Here is an 18648-nt window from a genome sequence, read left to right as displayed (position 1 = left end):
CCTATTCCCCATTGGGAGGCGTCTCTTCCCACATGGGACTACGGCGCCCGGGAGCCCGTGGGCGGCTAACCTCATGCCACGATGCCTCAACCCCGTTCCTTCCGCGCCGCCGCCCGGCGGCTCCTGCCGCAACCGAATGCCCCGCTCCCCCAGCCCCCCTCAGGCATTACTCCGGGGCGGCTGTTGCGCTGGCTGCTACGGCGCGCCGCCGCCCCGCTGACCGTCGCCACCTTGGCGGCGATCATCTCCAGCATCATTCAGGCGATTGTGCCCTCATTCCTGGGCGCCGCCTTGGACGCCGGCATTGAGCATGGCCTGAACCCCAGGGTCTGGGCGATCGCGCTCACGCTGCTGGGGCTGTTCATCGTGTACGCGGTGGGTGACACGATGTTGTCTTACTTCCGCATCCACGCGTGGATGCGGATCAACTTCGACATCGGCCGCCTGGTCGGCCGCCAGGTGTCCACCACCGGCGCCGGCCTGACCCGACAGGTGTCCTCCGGGGAGGTCGCCTCGATTGTCGCCTCGGATGCGCAGTACATCGGTAATTTTGCCGAGCGGCTTCCAGAGCTGATCGGATCGGCCTGCGCCTTCCTGGTGGTCGCCGCAGTGATGCTGAGCACGTCGGTGCGGCTGGGTGTGATCGTGCTGGTGGGGATGCCGCTGGTGGCATGGGCGGTTACTCCCGTCATCCGGCCGCTGCAGCGGCGCCAGTCGGTGCAGCGCGAGGCCCAGTCGGCACTTACCACGATCACCACGGACACGGTTGCCGGGCTGCGGATTCTGCGCGGGATCGGCGGGGAGGACGTGTTCGCGCGCCGCTACCAGGAGGCCTCGCAGGAGTTGCGGCGCCGCGGTGTGGCCGTGGCCGGAACCCAGTCGGTGCTGATGAGCCTGCAGGTGCTGCTGCCAGGGCTGTTCGTCGCCGTCGTCGTCTGGGCGGCAGCCCGGATGGCGATCACGGGGGCGATCACCGCCGGCGAGCTGGTGACCTTCTACGGTTATACCGCCTACCTGTCCTGGCCCCTGATGGTCTTCTCCTACTCGGTGCAGGACTACACGCGCGCCCTGGTGGGGGTGCGGCGCCTAGCCCGCCTGCTTGTGGTCAGGCCCGAGGCCGGCACGGTTGAGGAGCGGCTGGTCCTCGATCCGGCCCGCCCGGAGCGGATCGCCGGCGACCTGTTGGACTCCGGCTCCGGCGTGCGCGTGGCCGCGGGGCGCATGACCGCGCTCGTGGCGGCGGATCCGGACGTATCCGCCGAGCTGGCCGTTCGCCTGGGCCGCTTCGACGACGCCGCTCCGGCCGTCACGCTCGCCGGCCGCCCGCTGACGGAACTTCCCCTGGCGCAGGTGCGCGCCTCCGTCGTGGTCTCCGGGGCCACGGCGCAACTGTTCACCGGGACCCTGCGTGAGGCTTTGGACGCGCGCGGAGCCGCCTCCCCCGTGCCGGTAGATGTTGCTGCCCTGGTGGCTGCGGAGCGCGATCGGGTTGGGGTGGCAGACGTAGACCAGAACGTGCACGCAGCGGTGACGCATGTGGACGGCGATGAGCGGCTGCTCGCCGCCTTGGAGGTGGCTGACGCCCACGACGTCCTGTCCTCGCTGGACCTGGGCCTGGCGGGCATGATCACCGAGCGCGGCAGGTCATTGTCCGGTGGTCAGCGCCAGCGCGTCGCCCTGGCTCGGGCACTGCTTACGCAGGCGCCCACACTGGTGCTGGTTGAGCCGACCAGTGCGCTGGACTCGCATACGGAGGCCCGCGTGGCACGTCGCCTGCGCGACGCCCGGTCCGGTAGCACCACAGTCATCACAACCGCCTCGCCCTTGGTTCTAGAGGCCTGCGACGAGGTCGTCTTCCTCGATCACGCCGGCCGCGAGCGCCTACGCGCCCCGCACCGGGAGCTGCTCGCCCGTGCGCGCGCCGGCGAGCCGGACGCTGTCGCCTACCGGGGAGTCGTAGCCCGCGCGATAGGACAGGACGCGGGCACGGCGCAGTTCCAGCAGGACGCCGTCGTCCCCACCGAGGAGGTGAAGCCCTGATGGCACTGCCCGTAGCCCCCGGCAAGGTGGCCATGCGCAAGACCTTCGGCATCATGGCCGCCTACCGCATGCGATTCGTGTGGGTGCTGGTGCTGCAGATAGCCGCGGTGCTGGCCACCCTGGTAGCCCCACAGCTGCTGGGTCGGCTGGTGACCCGCGTGTCTGCGGGTACCGCCACGGTCGATTATGTGGACAAGATCGTCCTGGTGATCGTGCTGGTCACACTCGTCGGGGCGCTGATCAACCGCTTTGCGCAGATGCGTGCGCGCACCCTCGGGGAGTCCGTGTTCGCGGACCTGCGCGAGCGCATGATGAACCGGGTGGTGCACCTGCCGCTGTCAGCCGTCGAGTCCGCGGGCACCGGCGACCTGGTGGGTCGCACCACTAATGACGTTTCCCGCATCGAGTTCCTGGTGCGGGTGGGCGTGCCCCAGATCATGGTTTGCACGGTGACGATTGTCTTCACTATCGCCGCGGCGGCGGTGTCCAATCCGCTGCTGGCGGCAGGGCTGCTGGTGGTGGGCCCGCCGGTGTGGGCGATGATGCGCTGGTACCTGCCGATCTCGGTGCCCGCCTACCGTGCCGGCTCAGCCGCCGATGCGCGGGTGAATGGCGTCGTCTCGGAGACGGTGGACCATGTGTTCACGGTTGACGCGCTGGGGATAGGGCGTCGGCGGGAGGAGGTCATCGCCGCGTCAGTCGCGGAGGCCTGGAGCCTGGAGAAGTTCACTGCCTGGCTGCGGGTGCGCCTGTACCTGGTGCTGGATGTGGCGTGGCGGGCCCCGGTGGTGGTGATTCTGCTGTGGGGAGGTTTTCTGGCGTCTCGCGGGTGGGTGAGCCTAGGTGCTATCACCACGGTGACCTTGTACGCCATGGAGCTGCGCAAGCCGATTGGCCAGCTGATGTACTGGATTGACCAGGTGCAGGTGTCCCAGGCCTCGCTCACGCGCATCCTGGGCGTGGAGGAGGTGCCGGACGACCGCACCCCCACCGGGGCCGTCCCTGCCGACACGCACATGCGTCTACGTGACGTCCGCTTCGCCTACCGGGAGGGCCTGGAGGTGCTCCACGGGATCGACCTGGACCTGGTGCCTGGTGAGCGGCTCGCCGTCGTCGGCCCGTCCGGGTCGGGCAAGTCGACGCTGGGGCGCATGCTGGCCGGCATCAACCCACCCACATCCGGTTCCGTGACGGTTGGTGGCGTACCGCTGACGGATCTGCCTGAAACGGAGCTGCGTAGGCACGTGGCGCTGGTCACGCAGGAGCAGCACGTGTTCGCCGGGACGATCGCCGACAACGTGCGCCTGGGCCGCCCGGAGGCCGACGACGCGACCATCGCCAACGCGATCGCCGCTATCGGTGCGCGCAAGTGGGTGGACGAGCTGCCCGATGGCATGCACACGCTGGTCGGTTCGGGGAACTTGACGCTTACGCCGGCGCAAGCGCAGGAGGTGGCGCTGGCACGACTGGTGCTGCTGGATCCGCACACACTGATCCTGGACGAGGCGACGTCGTTGCTCGACCCGCACGCGGCTCGGACCCTGGAGAGGACACTGTCGACGGCGCTGGCCGGGCGCACGGTGATCGAGGTGGCGCACCGCCTGTACACGGCTCAGGACGCGGATCGGGTCGCGGTGATGCTGGAGGGTCGCATCGTGGAGCTGGGTACGCATGACGAGTTGGTCGCCCTCGGCGGAGAGTATGCGAGCTTGTGGGAGGCCTGGAGCCAAGAGTAGGCCCGTCAAACGGGCGGCAATGATTGCGTCAGGCCGTCCCCTCACCTTGGTGTCAGTGCTGGGCTGCGCCAGCGCCCCACGAGTGAATCAGCCACCTAGACGGGGCCAGTCAGGTGCCGCTCAGGCCTGGCATGTGAGATTCTGTTCCGAGCAACGGGAACGGCGGGTCCGCCGCCCCGCGCCGTTACATCCGCCAGGCACAAGAAGGTCGGTTCCATGAGCCAGCAGCCCAACCAGCCCCCGTCGGCACCGCCACGGCAAGACTCTGCAGCGGCAACGCCGACGCTCAGCGAGCTAGTCAACCGGATCTCGGAGAACATCTCCGCACTGGTGCACGGGGAGATCGACCTGGCCAAGGCCAAGGGCAAGCGCATGGCCACCACCATGGGGGTGGGCGGTGCGCTGCTGGCCGTCGGCGGAGTCATCGCCATGTACGGGGTCGGCTTCCTGCTGAGTACCTTCGTCGAGCTCCTCGCCCTGGCTCTGCCGCTATGGGCGGCCAAGCTCATCGTTGCAGCCGTGCTGCTGATCGTGGCCGCCATCGCCGCACTAATCGGCGCCAAGCGCCTCCAGGCCGCCAGGGCAGACATCCCCGATCCTAAGGGGGCCCTCGAGCGCGACCTCAACTCCGTCAAGTCCGCCGCGTCCGCCGGCTTCGAGAAGGGCAACCAGCAGTGAGTGAGAAGAAACCATCCCCCGCGGACCCCACGCCGGAGGAGATTGAGGCCCGCCTCGTAGCCTTGCGCGCCTCGGTGGTGGAGGACGTCGAGGAGCTCGCTCTCCGGCTGGCTCCCGGCACCCTCAAGACCGTGGCGCGCACCACCGCCGCAGCCACGATGACGGACCTGCGCGACCGCGCCCAGTCTGCCGCCGCCGATCTCAAGGCGCGTGCCCGCGGGCAAGAAGCACCCCTGCCGCTCGCCAGTACGCCCAAGGCCGACAGCGCGTCACTGCTTGATCGGGCGCAAAGGCTGTTCGCCGATGCCCGCGACGGCGATCCGCAGGCGCTGGCAATTGTTACCGGCGCGGCCGCAGCGCTGGCGGGCCTGAGCGCCTTCGCCCTGGTCAAGGCGCTGCGGCGCTAGCCGGTCCCGGGGCAACGGCTCGCTGCACGACGCCGCCCGCGACCGGCGTCCTGCCCCGTGCCGCGTCATCGGTGGCTTCATCCGTGGGCCTTACCACGCCCGACGTGCTGCCACCGGAATGGTGTTCCGGCGCGGCAACGTTGTACGGTTGCCCCACGACACATTTGCCCAATTGATGCGCGCCCTTGGCGCGCCCAGAGACACGTTGGAGGGGGTCGAGCCTATGGGGCGCGGCCGTCAGAAGGCCAAGGCGACCAAGGTCGCCCGCAAGCTCAAGTACTTCAGCCCGGAGACGGACTACGCGGCGCTCGAACGCGAGCTCGCCACGGCGTCTTCCGCGGCATCCCCCGACACTCAAACCGACGAGGACATGTACGAGGAGCTGGCCGCCAAATACGGCGTCAACGACGACTGGGACGACGAGGCCGAGGACGCCTGACCCGGGCTTCACTCCGTGAGCCCGGGGAGTCGTCGACGCCGGGTACATCTGCGGCACGTCGGCGCGGCTGCACCGGTGGTCGTCCTTGCCCGGCGGTGAGGCAGTTACACCCGCCCCGCCCTGCGCCTACGCTCTCCGGTGCGCTCGGATGCCGCTCAGGCGACCCGGTAGCTCCCGTGCAGGTCAACGCTGCCGCCGTCAACGCCCTTGGTGCCGGAAACCAGTCGGCCCCGCGGCGCGTAGTCGGCGGCGTCACTGACGCTGCCCAGCACCCAGGCGGGCATGCCTGCAGCCTCGGCCCCGCGCAGAACATCCCCAACGGCGTCGGCGGCCACCACGGCGACCATGCCGACCCCCAGGTTGAGGGTGCTCTCGAGGTCGTCCCACGGGACCGCGCCTAGTCGGCGCACGACGTCGAACACCGCGGGCACCACCCAGGTGCCGCGATCGACGTCGGCCACCGTCCCGGCGGGCAGCACACGAGCCAGATTCGCCCCTAGGCCGCCGCCGGTGACATGGGACAGGGCATGAATGCGCAGCCGCTCCGGATCGGCCGCGACGGGGTCCACCTGCTCAATCAGGTCAAGCAGCATGCGCGTGTACAGCCGGGTCGGCTCCAGCAGCTCCTCACCAAGCGTGCGGCCGAACTCGGGCACCTCACGCTCCAGGGACCAGCCCGCCTGGTCAACCACGCGTCGCACCAGCGAGTAGCCATTGGAGTGCAGGCCGGAGGCAGCCAGGGCCACAAGCACGTCCCCGGGACGCACCCGCTGCGCGCCGAGCGCCCGGTCGGCCTCAACCACGCCGGTGGCCGCACCGGCGACGTCGTAGTCGTCCGCCCCCATCAGCCCGGGGTGCTCGGCGGTCTCCCCGCCCAGAAGCGGCGTACCGACGGCGGCGCAGGCCTGCGCGACGCCGCGCACGATGTCTGCAATGCGCTGCGGGACCACCTTGCCGCAGGCAATGTAGTCGGTCATGAGCAGGGGGCGGGCACCGACCACCACAATGTCGTCAATGACCATGCCCACCAGGTCCTGCCCGATGGTGTCGTGCACGTCGAGCGCCTGCGCGATAGCGATCTTGGTGCCCACGCCGTCGGTGGAGGTCGCCAGCAGCGGGCGGCGGAAGGCACGCAGTTCCGAGACATCGATCATCCCGGCGAAACCGCCCACTCCTCCGACTACGGCGGGGGTCATGGTGGCGGCAACCGAGGCCTTCATCAGCTCCACCGCCCGGTCTCCCGCCGCCGTGTCTACGCCGGCAGCGGCGTAAGTGATCGGGGCGGCGGAGGCGTCGGCGGGGGGTGTGCTCTGACTCATCGGGCGGGTCCTTCCGGTGCGGGGTCGGTGAGTGCAGCAGCATGCGGCGGAGAACCTGCTGCCGCGGGTGAGGCTGCCGCGGCGTCGGCCGGGTTCCGGTGGGGACTGCCGGCGCTCAGGTCCGGGCGCGTCACCCGCCGCAAAACGGGGGCTCCTCCGGTTCCTGCACCATTGCGGCGCCGGTAGACGCCGGGGACACGCGTAGCCGCCGGGGCGCCGGCAACAGCCCCCTGCACAGGCGGAGCGATCGGGTAGTCACCGGTGAAGCAGGCGGTGCACAGGGACTCGGCATCCTGCCCCGAGGCGGCGACCATGCCATCCACGGAGAGGTAGCCGAGGGAATCGGCACCGATGGAGTCACGGATCTCCTCCACACTCATACCCGTGGCGATCAGCTCGGCGCGGGTGGCGAAGTCGATGCCGTAGTAGCACGGCCACAGCACCGGCGGGGAGGAGATGCGCACATGCACCTGCGCGGCGCCGGCCTCCCGCAGCATGCGCACCAGGGCGCGCTGGGTGTTGCCGCGCACGATCGAGTCATCGACTACCACCAGGCGCTTGCCGGCGATGACCTCCCGCACCGGGTTGAGCTTCAGACGAATACCAAGCTGGCGCAGGGTCTGGGTGGGCTGGATGAAGGTGCGGCCCACGTAGGTGTTCTTCACCAGGCCCTGCCCGTAGGGAATGCCGGAGGCCTGGGCGTAGCCGATGGCGGCCGGAGTACCGGACTCGGGGGTGGCGATCACCAGGTCGGCGTCGACCGGGTGCTCGCGGGCCAGGGCCGCCCCCATGGCGTTGCGGGTGGCGATCACCGAAGTGCCGGCGATGCGCGTGTCCGGGCGGGCCAGGTAGACGTACTCGAACACGCAGCCGGCCCGGCGGGGGGTGGCGAAGTGGGAGGAGCGCACGCCGTCGGCGTCGATCTCGATCAGCTCCCCGGGCTCAATCTCCCTGACGAACGTGGCCCCGACGATGTCCAGGGCGGCGCTCTCGGAGGCGACCACCCAGCCGCGCTGCAGGCGACCGAGTACAAGGGGACGCACGCCGTACGGGTCCCGGGCGGCGTACAGGGTGTGCTCGTCCATGAACACCAGGGAGAACGCTCCCCGCAACAGCGGCAGCACGCGCCGGGCCGTGGCCGAGATGCTCAGCGGCGGGGCGGCGTCGGCGTCGGCCACCGGGAGGTACAGGGAGGAGTCGGCGTCGACGGCGTCATAGTCCCAGGCATCCAGGTGCCCGCGCTGGGAGACCAGCTCCATCAGGGCGGCGATGACGGCGGTGTCCGTGGAGGAGCCGCGGCCGAGTTCGCCGGTGAGGTCCTCCCCGCTGGTGCGGTGCACCGCCTCCATGAGCTCGCGGGTGTTGGTGAGATTGCCGTTGTGAGTCAGTGCCAGCGTGGAGCCTGCCACCGGCCCCAGCATCGGCTGGGCGTTCTCCCAGGTGCCCGCGCCCTGGGTAGCGTAGCGGACGTGCCCGACGGCGAGATGGCCGGTGAGACTGGACAGGGCGCCGTCGTCGAACACTTGGGACACGAGGCCGAGGTCCTTGTATACCAGGATGTTGCTGCCGTCGGTGGACGCGATGCCGGCGGCCTCCTGGCCGCGGTGCTGGAGGGCATACAGGCCGAAGTAGGTCAGGCGGGATGCGTCCTCGCCCGGAGCCCACACACCGAAGACGCCGCACTCCTCGTTCACCTCCTCCCCGGAGGCGAGCGGCGGATCGGGGCGTCGGCGGGCGAGCGCTTCACCGGAGTGCGGGGTGGTCCGGCCGGGGTCACCAAAGCTCACGCCCGCATTCTGTCACACGGCCTGCACCCCTCACCGAAACCGGCACTTGTTACGCGCCGAAACCGGCACTTGTTACGCGCCGAGACTGGCACCAACGCGTCGAGGCCGGCCATATATACCGACCTCGGCACGTAACTACTCCCGACCTCGGCGGCGGGAGGTCAGCAGGGCGCCACCGCCCATAAGGCCGAGGGCGAGCGCACCCAGGGCGAGCGGCACGCCGGTACGGGCCAGCGCCCCACGCGTGCCGCTCCCAGTAGCTGAGCCCGGAGCCGCTCGCGTGGTTCCCACCGCCGACGCCACGGGGGTCGGCCCTGCCAGGGCGCCGGCCGACTCGCCCACCGTGGCCGCCGCGCTGGGCGCCACCGCCGGGCTCGGCGTCGCCGTCGGCTCCGGAGAGCCCGGGAGCACGACCTCAGCGGCGACGGCAAGCGTCTCGCTGGAGCCGTCGGCGCCCGTAACGGAGAAGGAGACAACCGCGCATGTCGCGCTCACGCCGTCTACCGTGCACGCCTGGGTGGCGGCGCCGTCGGGGAGCGTAAAGGTCAGCGTGGCCTGGCCGGTTTCGGGCAGGCCCGGCGTGACCGTCTGGTCGACATCGCTCGTGGAGACTGTCCGGACGCTGCCGTCGGCCATGGTGACGGTGGCGGCGACGGAGACGGCGGCATCGCCCCTGCCCTGCTCGGCGGTTGCCGAGTAGCTGAGCCCGGTGAAGCGGGCCGTCACCGCTTCGCCGTCGATAGCGATGGAGGAGCCGACCTGGTGCTTGCGGTAGGAGGCGGTGGCCGGGTTGATCCGCATCAGGTACTCGGAGGTGACCGTGCGGTCGAGGATGCCGGTGTTGATCATCGTCTTCTCACCCAGCGTGGTGAAGTTGTCGCCGCCCGCGAGGAGGAAGGTGTTGGAGGCGACGGCGACGCTCGCTGCGTCGTCGAGCAGCTCGCCGTCGATGTAGACGGCGTCGATGACCCGCGAGCGCGCATCGGCGATGGCACCTGCGAGGCCCGCACTGAGCGCACCCCGCTCCTCCTCGGAAGCGGTGGAGATCTGCGTGAAGTAGTCCTCGAGCTGGTCGGCGGCGTCCTGGTCGAGGTAGACCGCCACGTTGTCAGAGGTTCCGAGCATGAGTGCTGCACGCGTGGTCGTCGGTTGGAACTGCTCGGCGAGCACCTGCTTTACCTGCGCGCCCGTGTAGGTGGCGTAGGCCATCTCGTTGCCGAAGGGCTGCACCGTGTAGGCCTGGCCCGAGGTGAGTTCACCCGCAAGGTAGTCGGCGCGCACACCGCCGGGGTTCATCAGCCCGATCGAGTAGTCGGCGTCCGGCTGGATGTCCGTGGACAGCCAGGAGGCGAAGGATGTGGCAATGAGGTTGGAGGCGGTGGACTCGGTGGAGCGGTTGGCCCCGTAGTCCGTGCCGGTGTCGGTGCCGCGGAGGAAGCTCGACCCCAGGGTGGTGATGACCTCGTTGCCCGCGGCCTCGGAGTCCGTCTTCGCCTGCGCGACGATCCCGGCCACGCCGTAGGCGTCGGTGGTGCAGTCGGAGTCCGCCAGGTCGAGGTTGCGGGCGGTGGCGGCGGTGACGGCCTTCGTGCCGTCGGCGGATGTGGTCACCGTCAGGGAGATCTCGCCGAGCTTGAGGCCGTAGTGGTCGGGCTGGACGACGGCGATGTCCGTGCCGTCAGTCGACTTCACAACCTCGGCGAAGGGCACGTGGGTGTGGCCGGCGACGACGGCGTCGACGGCGCCGTTGAACTGGTTGCCGTAGATGGCGGCGTCCTCGTGGGCCAGGACCACGACCACGTCGGCCTCCCCGTTGGCGGCGTCGCCGTCCTTCAGTGCGGTGGCGCGCGTGTTGGCCGTGGCGGTCGCATCGGACACCGTGAGGCCCTCAAGCGCGGACTTGGACACCAGACTGGGCAGCTCCTCTGTGACGACACCGATGAAGCCGACCGTGACGCCATCGACCTCGGTGATCCAGGTACCGTTGCCGGAGCCCTCGGCGGCCAGGGCGGCGTTGCCGGTGACGTTGGCGGACAGGATCGGGGCGTTGAAGGCGGGTAGGAGCCGGTCGGCGAGGTCGGTGATGCCCTTGTCGAACTCGTGGTTGCCGGCGCTGGTGACATCCAGGCCGATGGCGTTGAGGACGTCGATGGTGGGCTGGTCGTCGAGGATCGAGGAGATGTAGGCGCTGCCGCCAACGTTGTCTCCGTTGGAGACGAAGAGCGTGCTGGGGTTGCGGGCGCGGGCGGCGGCTACCTCGCAGGCCAGAGTGACCGCGCCGGGCTCATCGCTCGTGGTCTCGATGTGGCCGTGCAGGTCGGTGATGCCGAGGATATTGAGCGTGGTGGTTGCGTCTGCGGGATCCGCGGCCGCGGCCGGGGTAACGAGTGCCGGCGTGACGAGGGTTAGGGCCAGGGCCGCGGTGAAGGCGGCGAGGCGACGGTATAGGTGTGGCATGACCAGTCTCGGGAGGTTAGTGGGGACGGAAGACCCGCCAAGTGTAGGGCACTTCACACCGTCGCGGGGCCGGCAGCCATGCTTCGAGACCGTCCGGGAGGTGTGAATGCCCGGCTTGAGGAAGTGGCGAGCGCCTGGCGAAGGCCGCCGTCTAGCGGGCGGATCCCGGCGGGCGCCGAGGTGTGGGTCGCACTCTTCCTTGAGTGTCGGCAGCTCCAGGCGGAACCCTGCCGCTACCCGCCGAATCCGTAGCAAAGAATCCTGCGCCGTCGGCGCCGCGCTCGCGCCGATACCCCCAGCAACGTGCCGAGGCCGGCCATATCGACCGACCTCGGCACGTAACTTCTACCGATCTCGGTGGTTATAGCAACCGATCTCGGTGGTGGGCGGGGATCAGGCGGCGGCGGCTTCCGCCACGAGCTTGCGGGCCCGCGCCTGCTTGAGGATGAGCACACCGATGGCGGTGACAACCGTTCCCGCGATGATCGAGATGAAGAACCCGAGCAGGTTATCGATCGCGAAGAACACGAAGATGCCGCCGTGCGGGGCGCGCGAGCCCACGTGCAGCGCCATGGACAGGGCGCCGGTGACGGCGCCGCCCAGCATCGACGGCGGGATGATGCGCAGCGGGTCCGCGGCGGCGAAGGGGATGGCGCCCTCGGAGATGAAGGACGCCCCGAGCAGCCAGGCGGCCCGCCCATTGTCCCGCTCGACGTCGGTGAACAGACCCGGACGCACCGTAGTGGCCAGGGCCAGAGCCAGCGGCGGGACCATACCCGCGGCCATCACGGCGGCCATGATCTCGTAGGAGGCGGCAGTGGCCGCCGACAGGCCGGCCGTGGCGAACAGGTAGGCGGCCTTGTTGACCGGGCCACCCAGGTCGAAGCACATCATCAGGCCGAGGATCACGCCCAGGAGGACGGCCGAGCCGGAGCCGGCCATGGAGGTCAGCGAGTTGCTGAGCCAGTTCATCAGCGCGGCCAGCGGGTTGCCGAGCACCATGTACATCAGGGAGCCGACCACCAGGGTGGTGCACAGCGGGATGATCACCACCGGCATCAGGCTGCGCAGCCAGCGGGGCACGTCCAGCCCCGCCAGCCAGGCCGCCATGTAGCCGGCGAGCAGGCCGCCGATCAGACCGCCGATGAAGCCGGCGCCGATGGCCACCGACAGCGCGCCCATGGCGAAGCCGGGGGCGATGCCGGGGCGTCCGGCCAGGCCGAAGGCCGTGTACCCGGCCAGGGCCGGCACCAGGAAGTTCATGGCGGTGGAGCCGAGCATGAAGAAGACCGCGCCGATGTAGGCCATCAGCGGCGAGCCGCCCAGTGCGTTGGGGGCGGCCAGGTCCGGGTTGGCCAGGTCGGGCAGGTTCCACAGGCTGGAGTCGGTGACGATGTTGGCGGCGTTGTTCGTGATGTCGTAGCCGCCGAAGAGGAAGCCCAGGGCGGTGAGCAGACCGCCCGCGGCCACGAAGGGGATCATGTAGGACACGCCGGTCATCACCGAGCGCTGCAGGCGGCGCGCCCAGTGGACGTGCTCCTCCTCGCTCTCGGACTCGCCCCCCGCGGCAGCGGTCACGCGCTTGGCGCCCGGGTCGTCAATGGCGGCCAGGGCCTGGTCCACCAGCGAGCCGGCGTCATTGACGGCGGCCTTCACGCCGACGTCGATGACGGGCTTGCCGGCGAAGCGCTCCAGTCCCTTCACCGGCAGGTCGTGGGCGAAGATCACGGCGTCGGCAGCCTGGATGAGCTCGGCGTCGAGCCAGTCGATCTTGCCCGAGCCCTGGCCCTCGATGCGCACGGTGACGCCACGTTCCTTGCCGGCCTGCTCGAGCGCCTCGGCGGCCATGAAGGTGTGGGCGATACCGGTGGGGCAGGAGGAGACACCGACGATCACGCGGCCCGTGTCCGCGGCTGCGCCCGACTCCCCCGCGGCCGGCGCGCCCGCGGAGGCCGCGGCGCCGCCGTCGAGCAGCTCGGGCTGGACCTGCTCGGTGACCAGGCGGGCGACGTCCTCGGGGGTGGCGGCGGCGCGCAGGGCGTCGGTGAACTCGGACTTCATCAGGCCGCGAGCCAGCTTGGCCAGCAGCTGCAGGTGGAAGTCGTCGGCGCCGGCGGGCGCGGCGATCATGAACACGAGGTCGGCGCCCTGCCCATCGGCGGCGCCGAAGTCAACGGGCTCGGTCAGGCGGGCGAAGCCGAGCGAGGGGGCCAGCACATGCGGGCTGCGGCAGTGCGGGATGGCGATGCCGCCGGGGATGCCGGTGGGCGCCGTGGCCTCGCGGGCCAGCGCGTCGGCGGCGAGCCCCTCGTTGGTGTCGGCGCGGCCGGCGGCCGCTACGACATCCGCCAGGTAGTTGATGACTGCCTGCTTGTCAGCGCCCGCAGGCGCGTCCAGGCGGACGAGTTCTGGGACGATCAGCGGCGTGTTCGCTGAATTGGTGGGTTGGGACATGGTGTTTTCCTTGCTGTCTCCTGAGAGTGCCGCTCCGCCGCTGCGGGGCGGGTTGGGGTCGGATGCGCAAGCCGGCGGCTCACGCAGGACTGGTAGTTGCGTGCGGGTCTATCGGTTCGATTCGGGGCCTGTCACAGTGGGGCAACCACTGCCGCCTGGTCGGGCAGGTGATCCGGTCCGGGCAGCGTGGTTCCGGGCAGTCCGGCAGCGGCGGAGCCGTATGCCATGGCGGCGGCCAGGCGCTCCGGCGCGTCTGCGCCTCGCACATCGGCGAGGATGTATCCGGCTACGGAGGAGTCTCCGGCACCGACGGTGGAGATAACGGGGACCTCGGGGGCGGTGGCGCGCCACGCCCCATCGGCGGTGACCAGGACGGCGCCGGCCCCGCCAAGGGTGGCCATTACCGCCCCCACCCCAAGACCCACGAGTACACGCGCCGCCTCCGCCACGGGGGCGTAGTCGCCGGCCAGGGCGCCCTGCTCCAGCGCGGTGGCGCGCTGTGCGGGCAGTCCGGCGAGCTGCCCGAGCTCCTCTCCATTGGGCTTGATCAGGTCCGGTGCCGCTTGCGGCAGAGCTGCCGCCAACGCGGCCAGGGGCGCGTCGGAGGTGTCGACCGCGATGCGCAGCCCCGGGGCCGCCTGTCGCAACAGCCCGACCAGCCGCGCGTACCAGTCGGTGGGGGCGCCAGGCGGCAGCGAGCCGGACAGGATCGCCCAGGAATGCGCCCCTCCCGTGCCTGCATCGTCGGAGTGAGTGGTGCCGGACTGCGCATGACCGGACACCGCCTCGAGCAGGGCCTGCTCCACGGCGTCTACCTCCGCCGCGCTCAGCACGGCCCCGGGCTCGTTGAGCTTGGTGGTGGTGCCGTCGGGCTCGGTGACCGCGGTGTTCACGCGCACCGCACCGGCCACATCCACGGTGACAGGAGTCAGACCGGGCGCGTCCAGCGCCTCAAGGGCCGCCACCAGCGGGTCGCGTTCGGGCGCCGGCAGGATGGCTGTTACATCCTGGCCGGAGTGGGCCAGCACGCGGGCCACGTTCAGCCCCTTGCCGCCGGGCTCCGTAGTGACCGACTGCAAGCGGTTGACACCGCCGCGGACAAGCGCGCCCGCCAGTGAGACGGTGCGGTCTAGTGAGGGGTTGGGGGTCAGAGTGATGATCATGCGAGCAGTACCTCGGTTCCTGTGTCGGCTAGTTGGGCGGCCAGTGGGCTGGGGAGGGCGGCGTCTGTGACCAGCAGGTCAACGTCGTCCAGGTCGGCGAAGGAGACCAGGTGCTCCTGAGCGATCTTGGTGGAGTCGGCCAGGACCACAACACGGCTGGCGGCGCGAACCATGGCGCGCTTGACGGCAGCCTCCTCCGGATCCGGGGTGGACAGGCCGTGCTCGGCGGTCAGGCCGTTAGTCCCCATCACGGCGACGGCTACTCGCAGGGTGGCGAGCGTCTCCAGCGCCTCGGGTCCGACGGTGGCCTGGGTGATACCACGCACCTGGCCGCCGAGCATGCGTACGCTCAGGTCGCTGCGGCCGGCCAGGAGGGCGGCTGTGAGGACCGAGTCGGTAATGACTCGCAAGTCCATTCCCTCAGGCAGGAGGCGGGCGAGACAACCCACGGTGGTGCCGGCATCGAGCAGCACGGTGGTGCCGGGTCGGAGCTTCAGGGCACTGACAGCGGCAGCGGCGATGGCCTGCTTGGCGCTGGCGCCGAGCAGCTCGCGCTCGGCAACGGCGGTTTCCGGCAGGGCCAGGACAGTGGCGGGAACTGCGCCGCCGTGGACCTTGCGCAGGGCGCCGGCCCGGTCCAAGGCAGTCAGGTCACGGCGGATGGTCTCAACCGTGACGCCATAACGGGCGGCCAGATCGGCAACAGCAACGCGGCCCTCGCGCGCGACGGCGTCAACGATGTCCTGCTGGCGCTGCTCGGCGTTCATCCGCACCTCCCCCATGAAGTCCGTTCGGACACGAGTATATGCCCGAACGGACGCACTTGGGAAGAGTCTTCTTGAAAATCGTCGTAAACCGTGTCCGCTCGGGCGCAATGGCGCCGACGCGGCGCCAATCCGCAGAGCAGTCCCGCGCCGTGCCGCACCGCCCACCACGAGCCGAGCGCGGACGAAGTGTCCATCTCTCCACACTTTCACCGGCAGCGCGCCGCAAGCCTCCAACGGATACCCCGCTGACCTGGGCAAATGGACAGACACCGCTGCGGCCTACGCTCAAAGTGGCGAGAGATGGACACTTTTGCGCCGACGCATCCCGGCGACAATCACCGGTTGGCCTGCTCACGCAGTGACGGCAGCCACCGCCCACAACCGCCAAGCGCTCACGCGCGCCGGCGGCCATGCCTCCGCTCACGCGCACCGGCGAGCACTATGCGGTCACTGCAGCCACGCCGAGCGCTACGCGCGCAGCAGCGGCAGATACGCGGACAGGTCGCAGCGCTCACCGGAGGCGTGCAAGGCACCGGAGGCCAGGGCGTCCTCCCAGCCCAGGCGCCCAGTGGCCAGGCCCAGCCAGGTGGCGGCATCGGTCTCCACCACGCTGGGCGGGGTGCCGCGGCGGTGAACCGTGCCCGAGACCGCCTGCGTCACGCCGAACGGTGGTACCCGCACCTCCACAGCGCGTCCCGGAGCGCAGGCGGTCAGCTCCTCCAACGTGTAGCGCACGGCGGTAGCCGTGTCGGCCCGCTTAGGGCGGTTGCCAGCCGCGGTGTCGGCCGCCCACCGGCGTACGGCCTGAGCGCCGACGGGGGGATCAATACGTCGTCTCACAGGTCTGACGGTACGACACCGGTGCGCCCCCGCAGCCCGCGGCGAATCACGGCATAGCACGCCAGCCCTGCGGCGGCGAGGAGAAGTCCAGCCATCGCACCGATGGAGCCGAGGAAGTCGGGCACACCGGTGTTGGCCAGCACCGGCTCATCCGCAGGCGCAACAATCACCTGACCTCCATTGGCAGGGCCGCCCGCCTGCGACTGCGCCGCCGCAGCCACCGGGACCAGTGCCTGGAGCTCAAGACCGCGAGTAGTGCCGTCGCGTGCCACCAGGGTGAAGGAGACCACTGCGCAGGCCGCTGCGGCGCTGACTCCGTCAACGGTCTGCCCCGCCTGCCCGCCGCCACCGGGGCAGACCGTGGTCGCCACATCATCCGGGAGGGCAATGTTCAGTGTGGCAGTGCCAGTCTCTGGGCGCTCGGGAGTGATGGTCGCATCGACCACTGCGCTGGTGAGCTGCTGGGTGGCGCCATCGGCGAGGGCAACCGTCGCAGTTACCTCCTGGGCGGAGCCCGGAGCGGCCTGCTCAGAGGCGGCGGTGAAGCTGAGCCCTGTGAAGCGGACCGTGGCGGCGCCGCCGGCGGCTGCCGTATCCAGGTCGACCCCTACCTGCCGCTTGCTCAAGTCTGCGGCCACCGCGCTACCTGCCCGCAGGTACTCGGCGGTCACCGTACGGTCGAGCACACCGGTGCTGGCGGAGGGAGTCTCACGCAGAACCGTGAACCCGTCACCGCCGGAGAGCATGAAGGAGTTGGAGGCCACCACCACGTCGGCGTCATCAGCGAGTTCCACGTCATCCACGTAGACGGAGCGGATCACGCGTGCGCGGGCGCCCGCAATGGCGTCACTCAGCTCCTCGAGCGTGCGCTCGCCCGCGCAGATGCGCCGCCAGTACTCCTCCAGCTCATCGGCCGCGTCCTGGTTGAGGTAGACACGCACATTGTCTGACACGCCGAGCATGAGTACCGGCCGAGACGTGCCCGGCTGCCACTGCTGAGCAAGCACCGCCTTGAACTGCGCGCCGGTGTAGGTGGCGTATCCCATCGCGTTTCCGAAGGGCTGCACGGTGTAGGCCTCCCCCTCGGTCAACTCGCCGAGCAGGTAGTCCGAGCGCACGCCGCCGGGGTTCATCAACCCGATGTAGTGCTCACCCTCCGGCCGGATCTCATTGGTGAGCCAGGCGCGGTAGGAGTCCGCGATGACGTTGGCGGCGGTGGACTCGGTTGAGCGGTTGGCGCCGGGATCGGAACCGGTGTTGGTACCGCGGTAGAAGCCCGTATTCAGCGCGGTCAGGACCCGGGCGCCGGCGACGCGGGAGTCGCGGACGGCCTGATCGACGATGTCCTGCACGCCGTATGCGTCGGAGGCGCAGCTGGAGGCGGTCAGGTCGATGTTCTTGGCGGCCACCACGGACACGGCGCCGGAGTCCCGGTCAACCGACAGGGTGATGTTCCCCAGCAACTCGCCGTACTGGCCCGACTGGACCACGGCGATACGGTTGCCGTCCTTGCCGGTAATGGCGGCGGCGTGAGCGTCGTGGGTGTGCCCGCCGAAGACGGCGTCGACGGAGCCGTTGAACTGGTTGCTGAACGCAGCCGCGTCCTCATGGGCCAGGACGATCACCACGTCGGCCTCACCGTTGGCAGCATTTCCGTCTTTGAGTGCGGCGGCGCGGGCGTTTACGGTCTCCACCAGGCCCGCGACCTCCACCTCCTCCAGGGCAGCGCTAGTCACCAGGCTGGGCAGCGAGTCGGTCACCGCACCCACGAAGCCCACCGTGACCCCGTCAACCTGCGTGGTCCACACGCCGTCACCGTCACCCTCGGCCCCAAGCGCTTCGTTTCCGGTGATATTGGCGGCCAGCACGGGAGCATCGAAAGCACCCAGCAGCCGGGAGGAGAGGTCACCAGCGCCCCGGTCGAACTCGTGGTTGCCGGCAGCAGTGACGTCTAGGCCGATGGCATTGAGGACGTCAATGGTGGGCTGATCATCCAGCACCGAGGAGACGTAGGCGGAGCCGCCGACGTTATCCCCGGTGGACACCAGCAGGGTGCCCGGGTGGGCGGCGCGCGCGGCCGCGACCTCACAGGCCAGCGTGACCGCACCGGGCTCTGAAACCAGCAGCGCCCCCTCGGCCTGCGTGGAGACGCGCTCGATATGCCCGCCGAAGTCGGCAATCCCCAGCAGGTTGATCGTCGCGGACGCACCGTCGTCCGCGAGGACTGCCGCCGCGTTCGCTCCGGGGGCGGGGGCGGCCACGACCACCGGGCCGCCGATCGGCGTGACGGCAACCGCCTCTACCGGTGGAGCCACCGCCACGGGGGCAAAAACTGCAAGAGCGAAGGCCGTCAGGGAGACGGACGCCCGAACCAGATGCTGCAGCCTCATGGTTGTCCTTGTGGTGATCATCAGTCGGTCGAACGATTGACACCACCATAAGTGTCAGGACACCTATGGGCCATAGCACATACCAATTAGTAATGATGACAATTTGGGACGCTAAACACTCCTCCGCCTATGAACCCCGGGTGGAGTCCGCACGCGGGCACACTTTTACGC

General features: G+C 69.9%; 13 protein-coding genes. 5 read left to right on the top strand and 8 right to left on the bottom strand.

Annotated features, from left to right (window positions below; genetic code table 11):
* Positions 1-81: 81 nt before the first annotated feature.
* The 5 genes from GZ998_RS12785 to GZ998_RS12765 all read left to right on the top strand — a co-directional run bounded on the left by GZ998_RS12785 (position 82) and on the right by GZ998_RS12765 (position 5300).
* Positions 82-2040 carry an ABC transporter ATP-binding protein gene (locus tag GZ998_RS12785; protein ID WP_219110157.1) on the top strand — a complete coding sequence of 653 codons (1959 nt, stop codon included), beginning with the start codon at positions 82-84 and terminating at the stop codon, positions 2038-2040.
* Positions 2040-3776 carry an ABC transporter ATP-binding protein gene (locus tag GZ998_RS12780; RefSeq protein WP_219110153.1) on the top strand — a complete coding sequence of 579 codons (1737 nt, stop codon included), beginning with the start codon at positions 2040-2042 and terminating at the stop codon, positions 3774-3776. Before GZ998_RS12785 ends, GZ998_RS12780 begins: the two co-directional genes overlap by 1 nt.
* A 216-nt stretch (positions 3777-3992) precedes the next feature.
* Entirely contained in the window at positions 3993-4454 is a 462-nt protein-coding gene (locus GZ998_RS12775; protein ID WP_162678844.1) for a phage holin family protein, read from the top strand.
* The gene (locus GZ998_RS12770; protein ID WP_162678843.1) at positions 4451-4861 is read left to right on the top strand and encodes a hypothetical protein; all 411 of its coding nucleotides are present in this window, start codon (positions 4451-4453) and stop codon (positions 4859-4861) included. Before GZ998_RS12775 ends, GZ998_RS12770 begins: the two co-directional genes overlap by 4 nt.
* 223 nt (positions 4862-5084) lie before the next feature.
* The gene (locus GZ998_RS12765) at positions 5085-5300 is read left to right on the top strand and encodes a DUF3073 domain-containing protein (RefSeq protein ID WP_161923401.1); all 216 of its coding nucleotides are present in this window, start codon (positions 5085-5087) and stop codon (positions 5298-5300) included.
* Between the two features lie 155 nt (positions 5301-5455).
* Here GZ998_RS12765 and purM read toward each other — a convergent pair whose 3' ends face one another.
* The 8 genes from purM to GZ998_RS12725 form a co-directional block, all read right to left on the bottom strand.
* Positions 5456-6619, bottom strand: coding sequence for a phosphoribosylformylglycinamidine cyclo-ligase (gene purM, locus GZ998_RS12760; RefSeq protein ID WP_219110151.1), 1164 nt, complete (start codon positions 6617-6619; stop codon positions 5456-5458).
* Positions 6616-8313 (bottom strand): amidophosphoribosyltransferase, encoded by a 1698-nt coding sequence (gene purF, locus GZ998_RS12755; protein ID WP_308807267.1) that lies wholly within the window; start codon positions 8311-8313, stop codon positions 6616-6618. The genes purM and purF overlap by 4 nt, the downstream gene beginning before the upstream one ends.
* 228 nt (positions 8314-8541) lie before the next feature.
* Complete coding sequence (locus GZ998_RS12750) at positions 8542-10863, bottom strand: bifunctional UDP-sugar hydrolase/5'-nucleotidase (RefSeq protein ID WP_219110145.1); 2322 nt, start codon at positions 10861-10863, stop codon at positions 8542-8544.
* 393 nt (positions 10864-11256) lie between these two features.
* Positions 11257-13317: a fructose-specific PTS transporter subunit EIIC gene (locus GZ998_RS12745; protein WP_219110138.1), complete on the bottom strand. Its 2061-nt coding sequence runs from the start codon at positions 13315-13317 to the stop codon at positions 11257-11259.
* Positions 13318-13448: 131 nt separating this feature from the next.
* Complete coding sequence (locus GZ998_RS12740) at positions 13449-14480, bottom strand: 1-phosphofructokinase family hexose kinase (protein ID WP_219110136.1); 1032 nt, start codon at positions 14478-14480, stop codon at positions 13449-13451.
* The gene (locus GZ998_RS12735; protein ID WP_161923396.1) at positions 14477-15247 is read right to left on the bottom strand and encodes a DeoR/GlpR family DNA-binding transcription regulator; all 771 of its coding nucleotides are present in this window, start codon (positions 15245-15247) and stop codon (positions 14477-14479) included. The genes GZ998_RS12740 and GZ998_RS12735 overlap by 4 nt, the downstream gene beginning before the upstream one ends.
* Before the next feature lie 468 nt (positions 15248-15715).
* Entirely contained in the window at positions 15716-16087 is a 372-nt protein-coding gene (locus GZ998_RS12730) for a sterol carrier family protein (protein WP_161923395.1), read from the bottom strand.
* Positions 16084-18477, bottom strand: coding sequence for a bifunctional UDP-sugar hydrolase/5'-nucleotidase (locus tag GZ998_RS12725; RefSeq protein WP_219110134.1), 2394 nt, complete (start codon positions 18475-18477; stop codon positions 16084-16086). The genes GZ998_RS12730 and GZ998_RS12725 overlap by 4 nt, the downstream gene beginning before the upstream one ends.
* Between the last annotated feature and the right edge of the window lie 171 nt (positions 18478-18648).

Source organism: Actinomyces sp. 594 (assembly GCF_019325145.1).
Lineage (GTDB): Bacteria > Actinomycetota > Actinomycetes > Actinomycetales > Actinomycetaceae > Actinomyces.
Note: the sequence above shows the minus strand (reverse complement) of the source record. Positions and strands in the feature narration are given on the sequence as shown.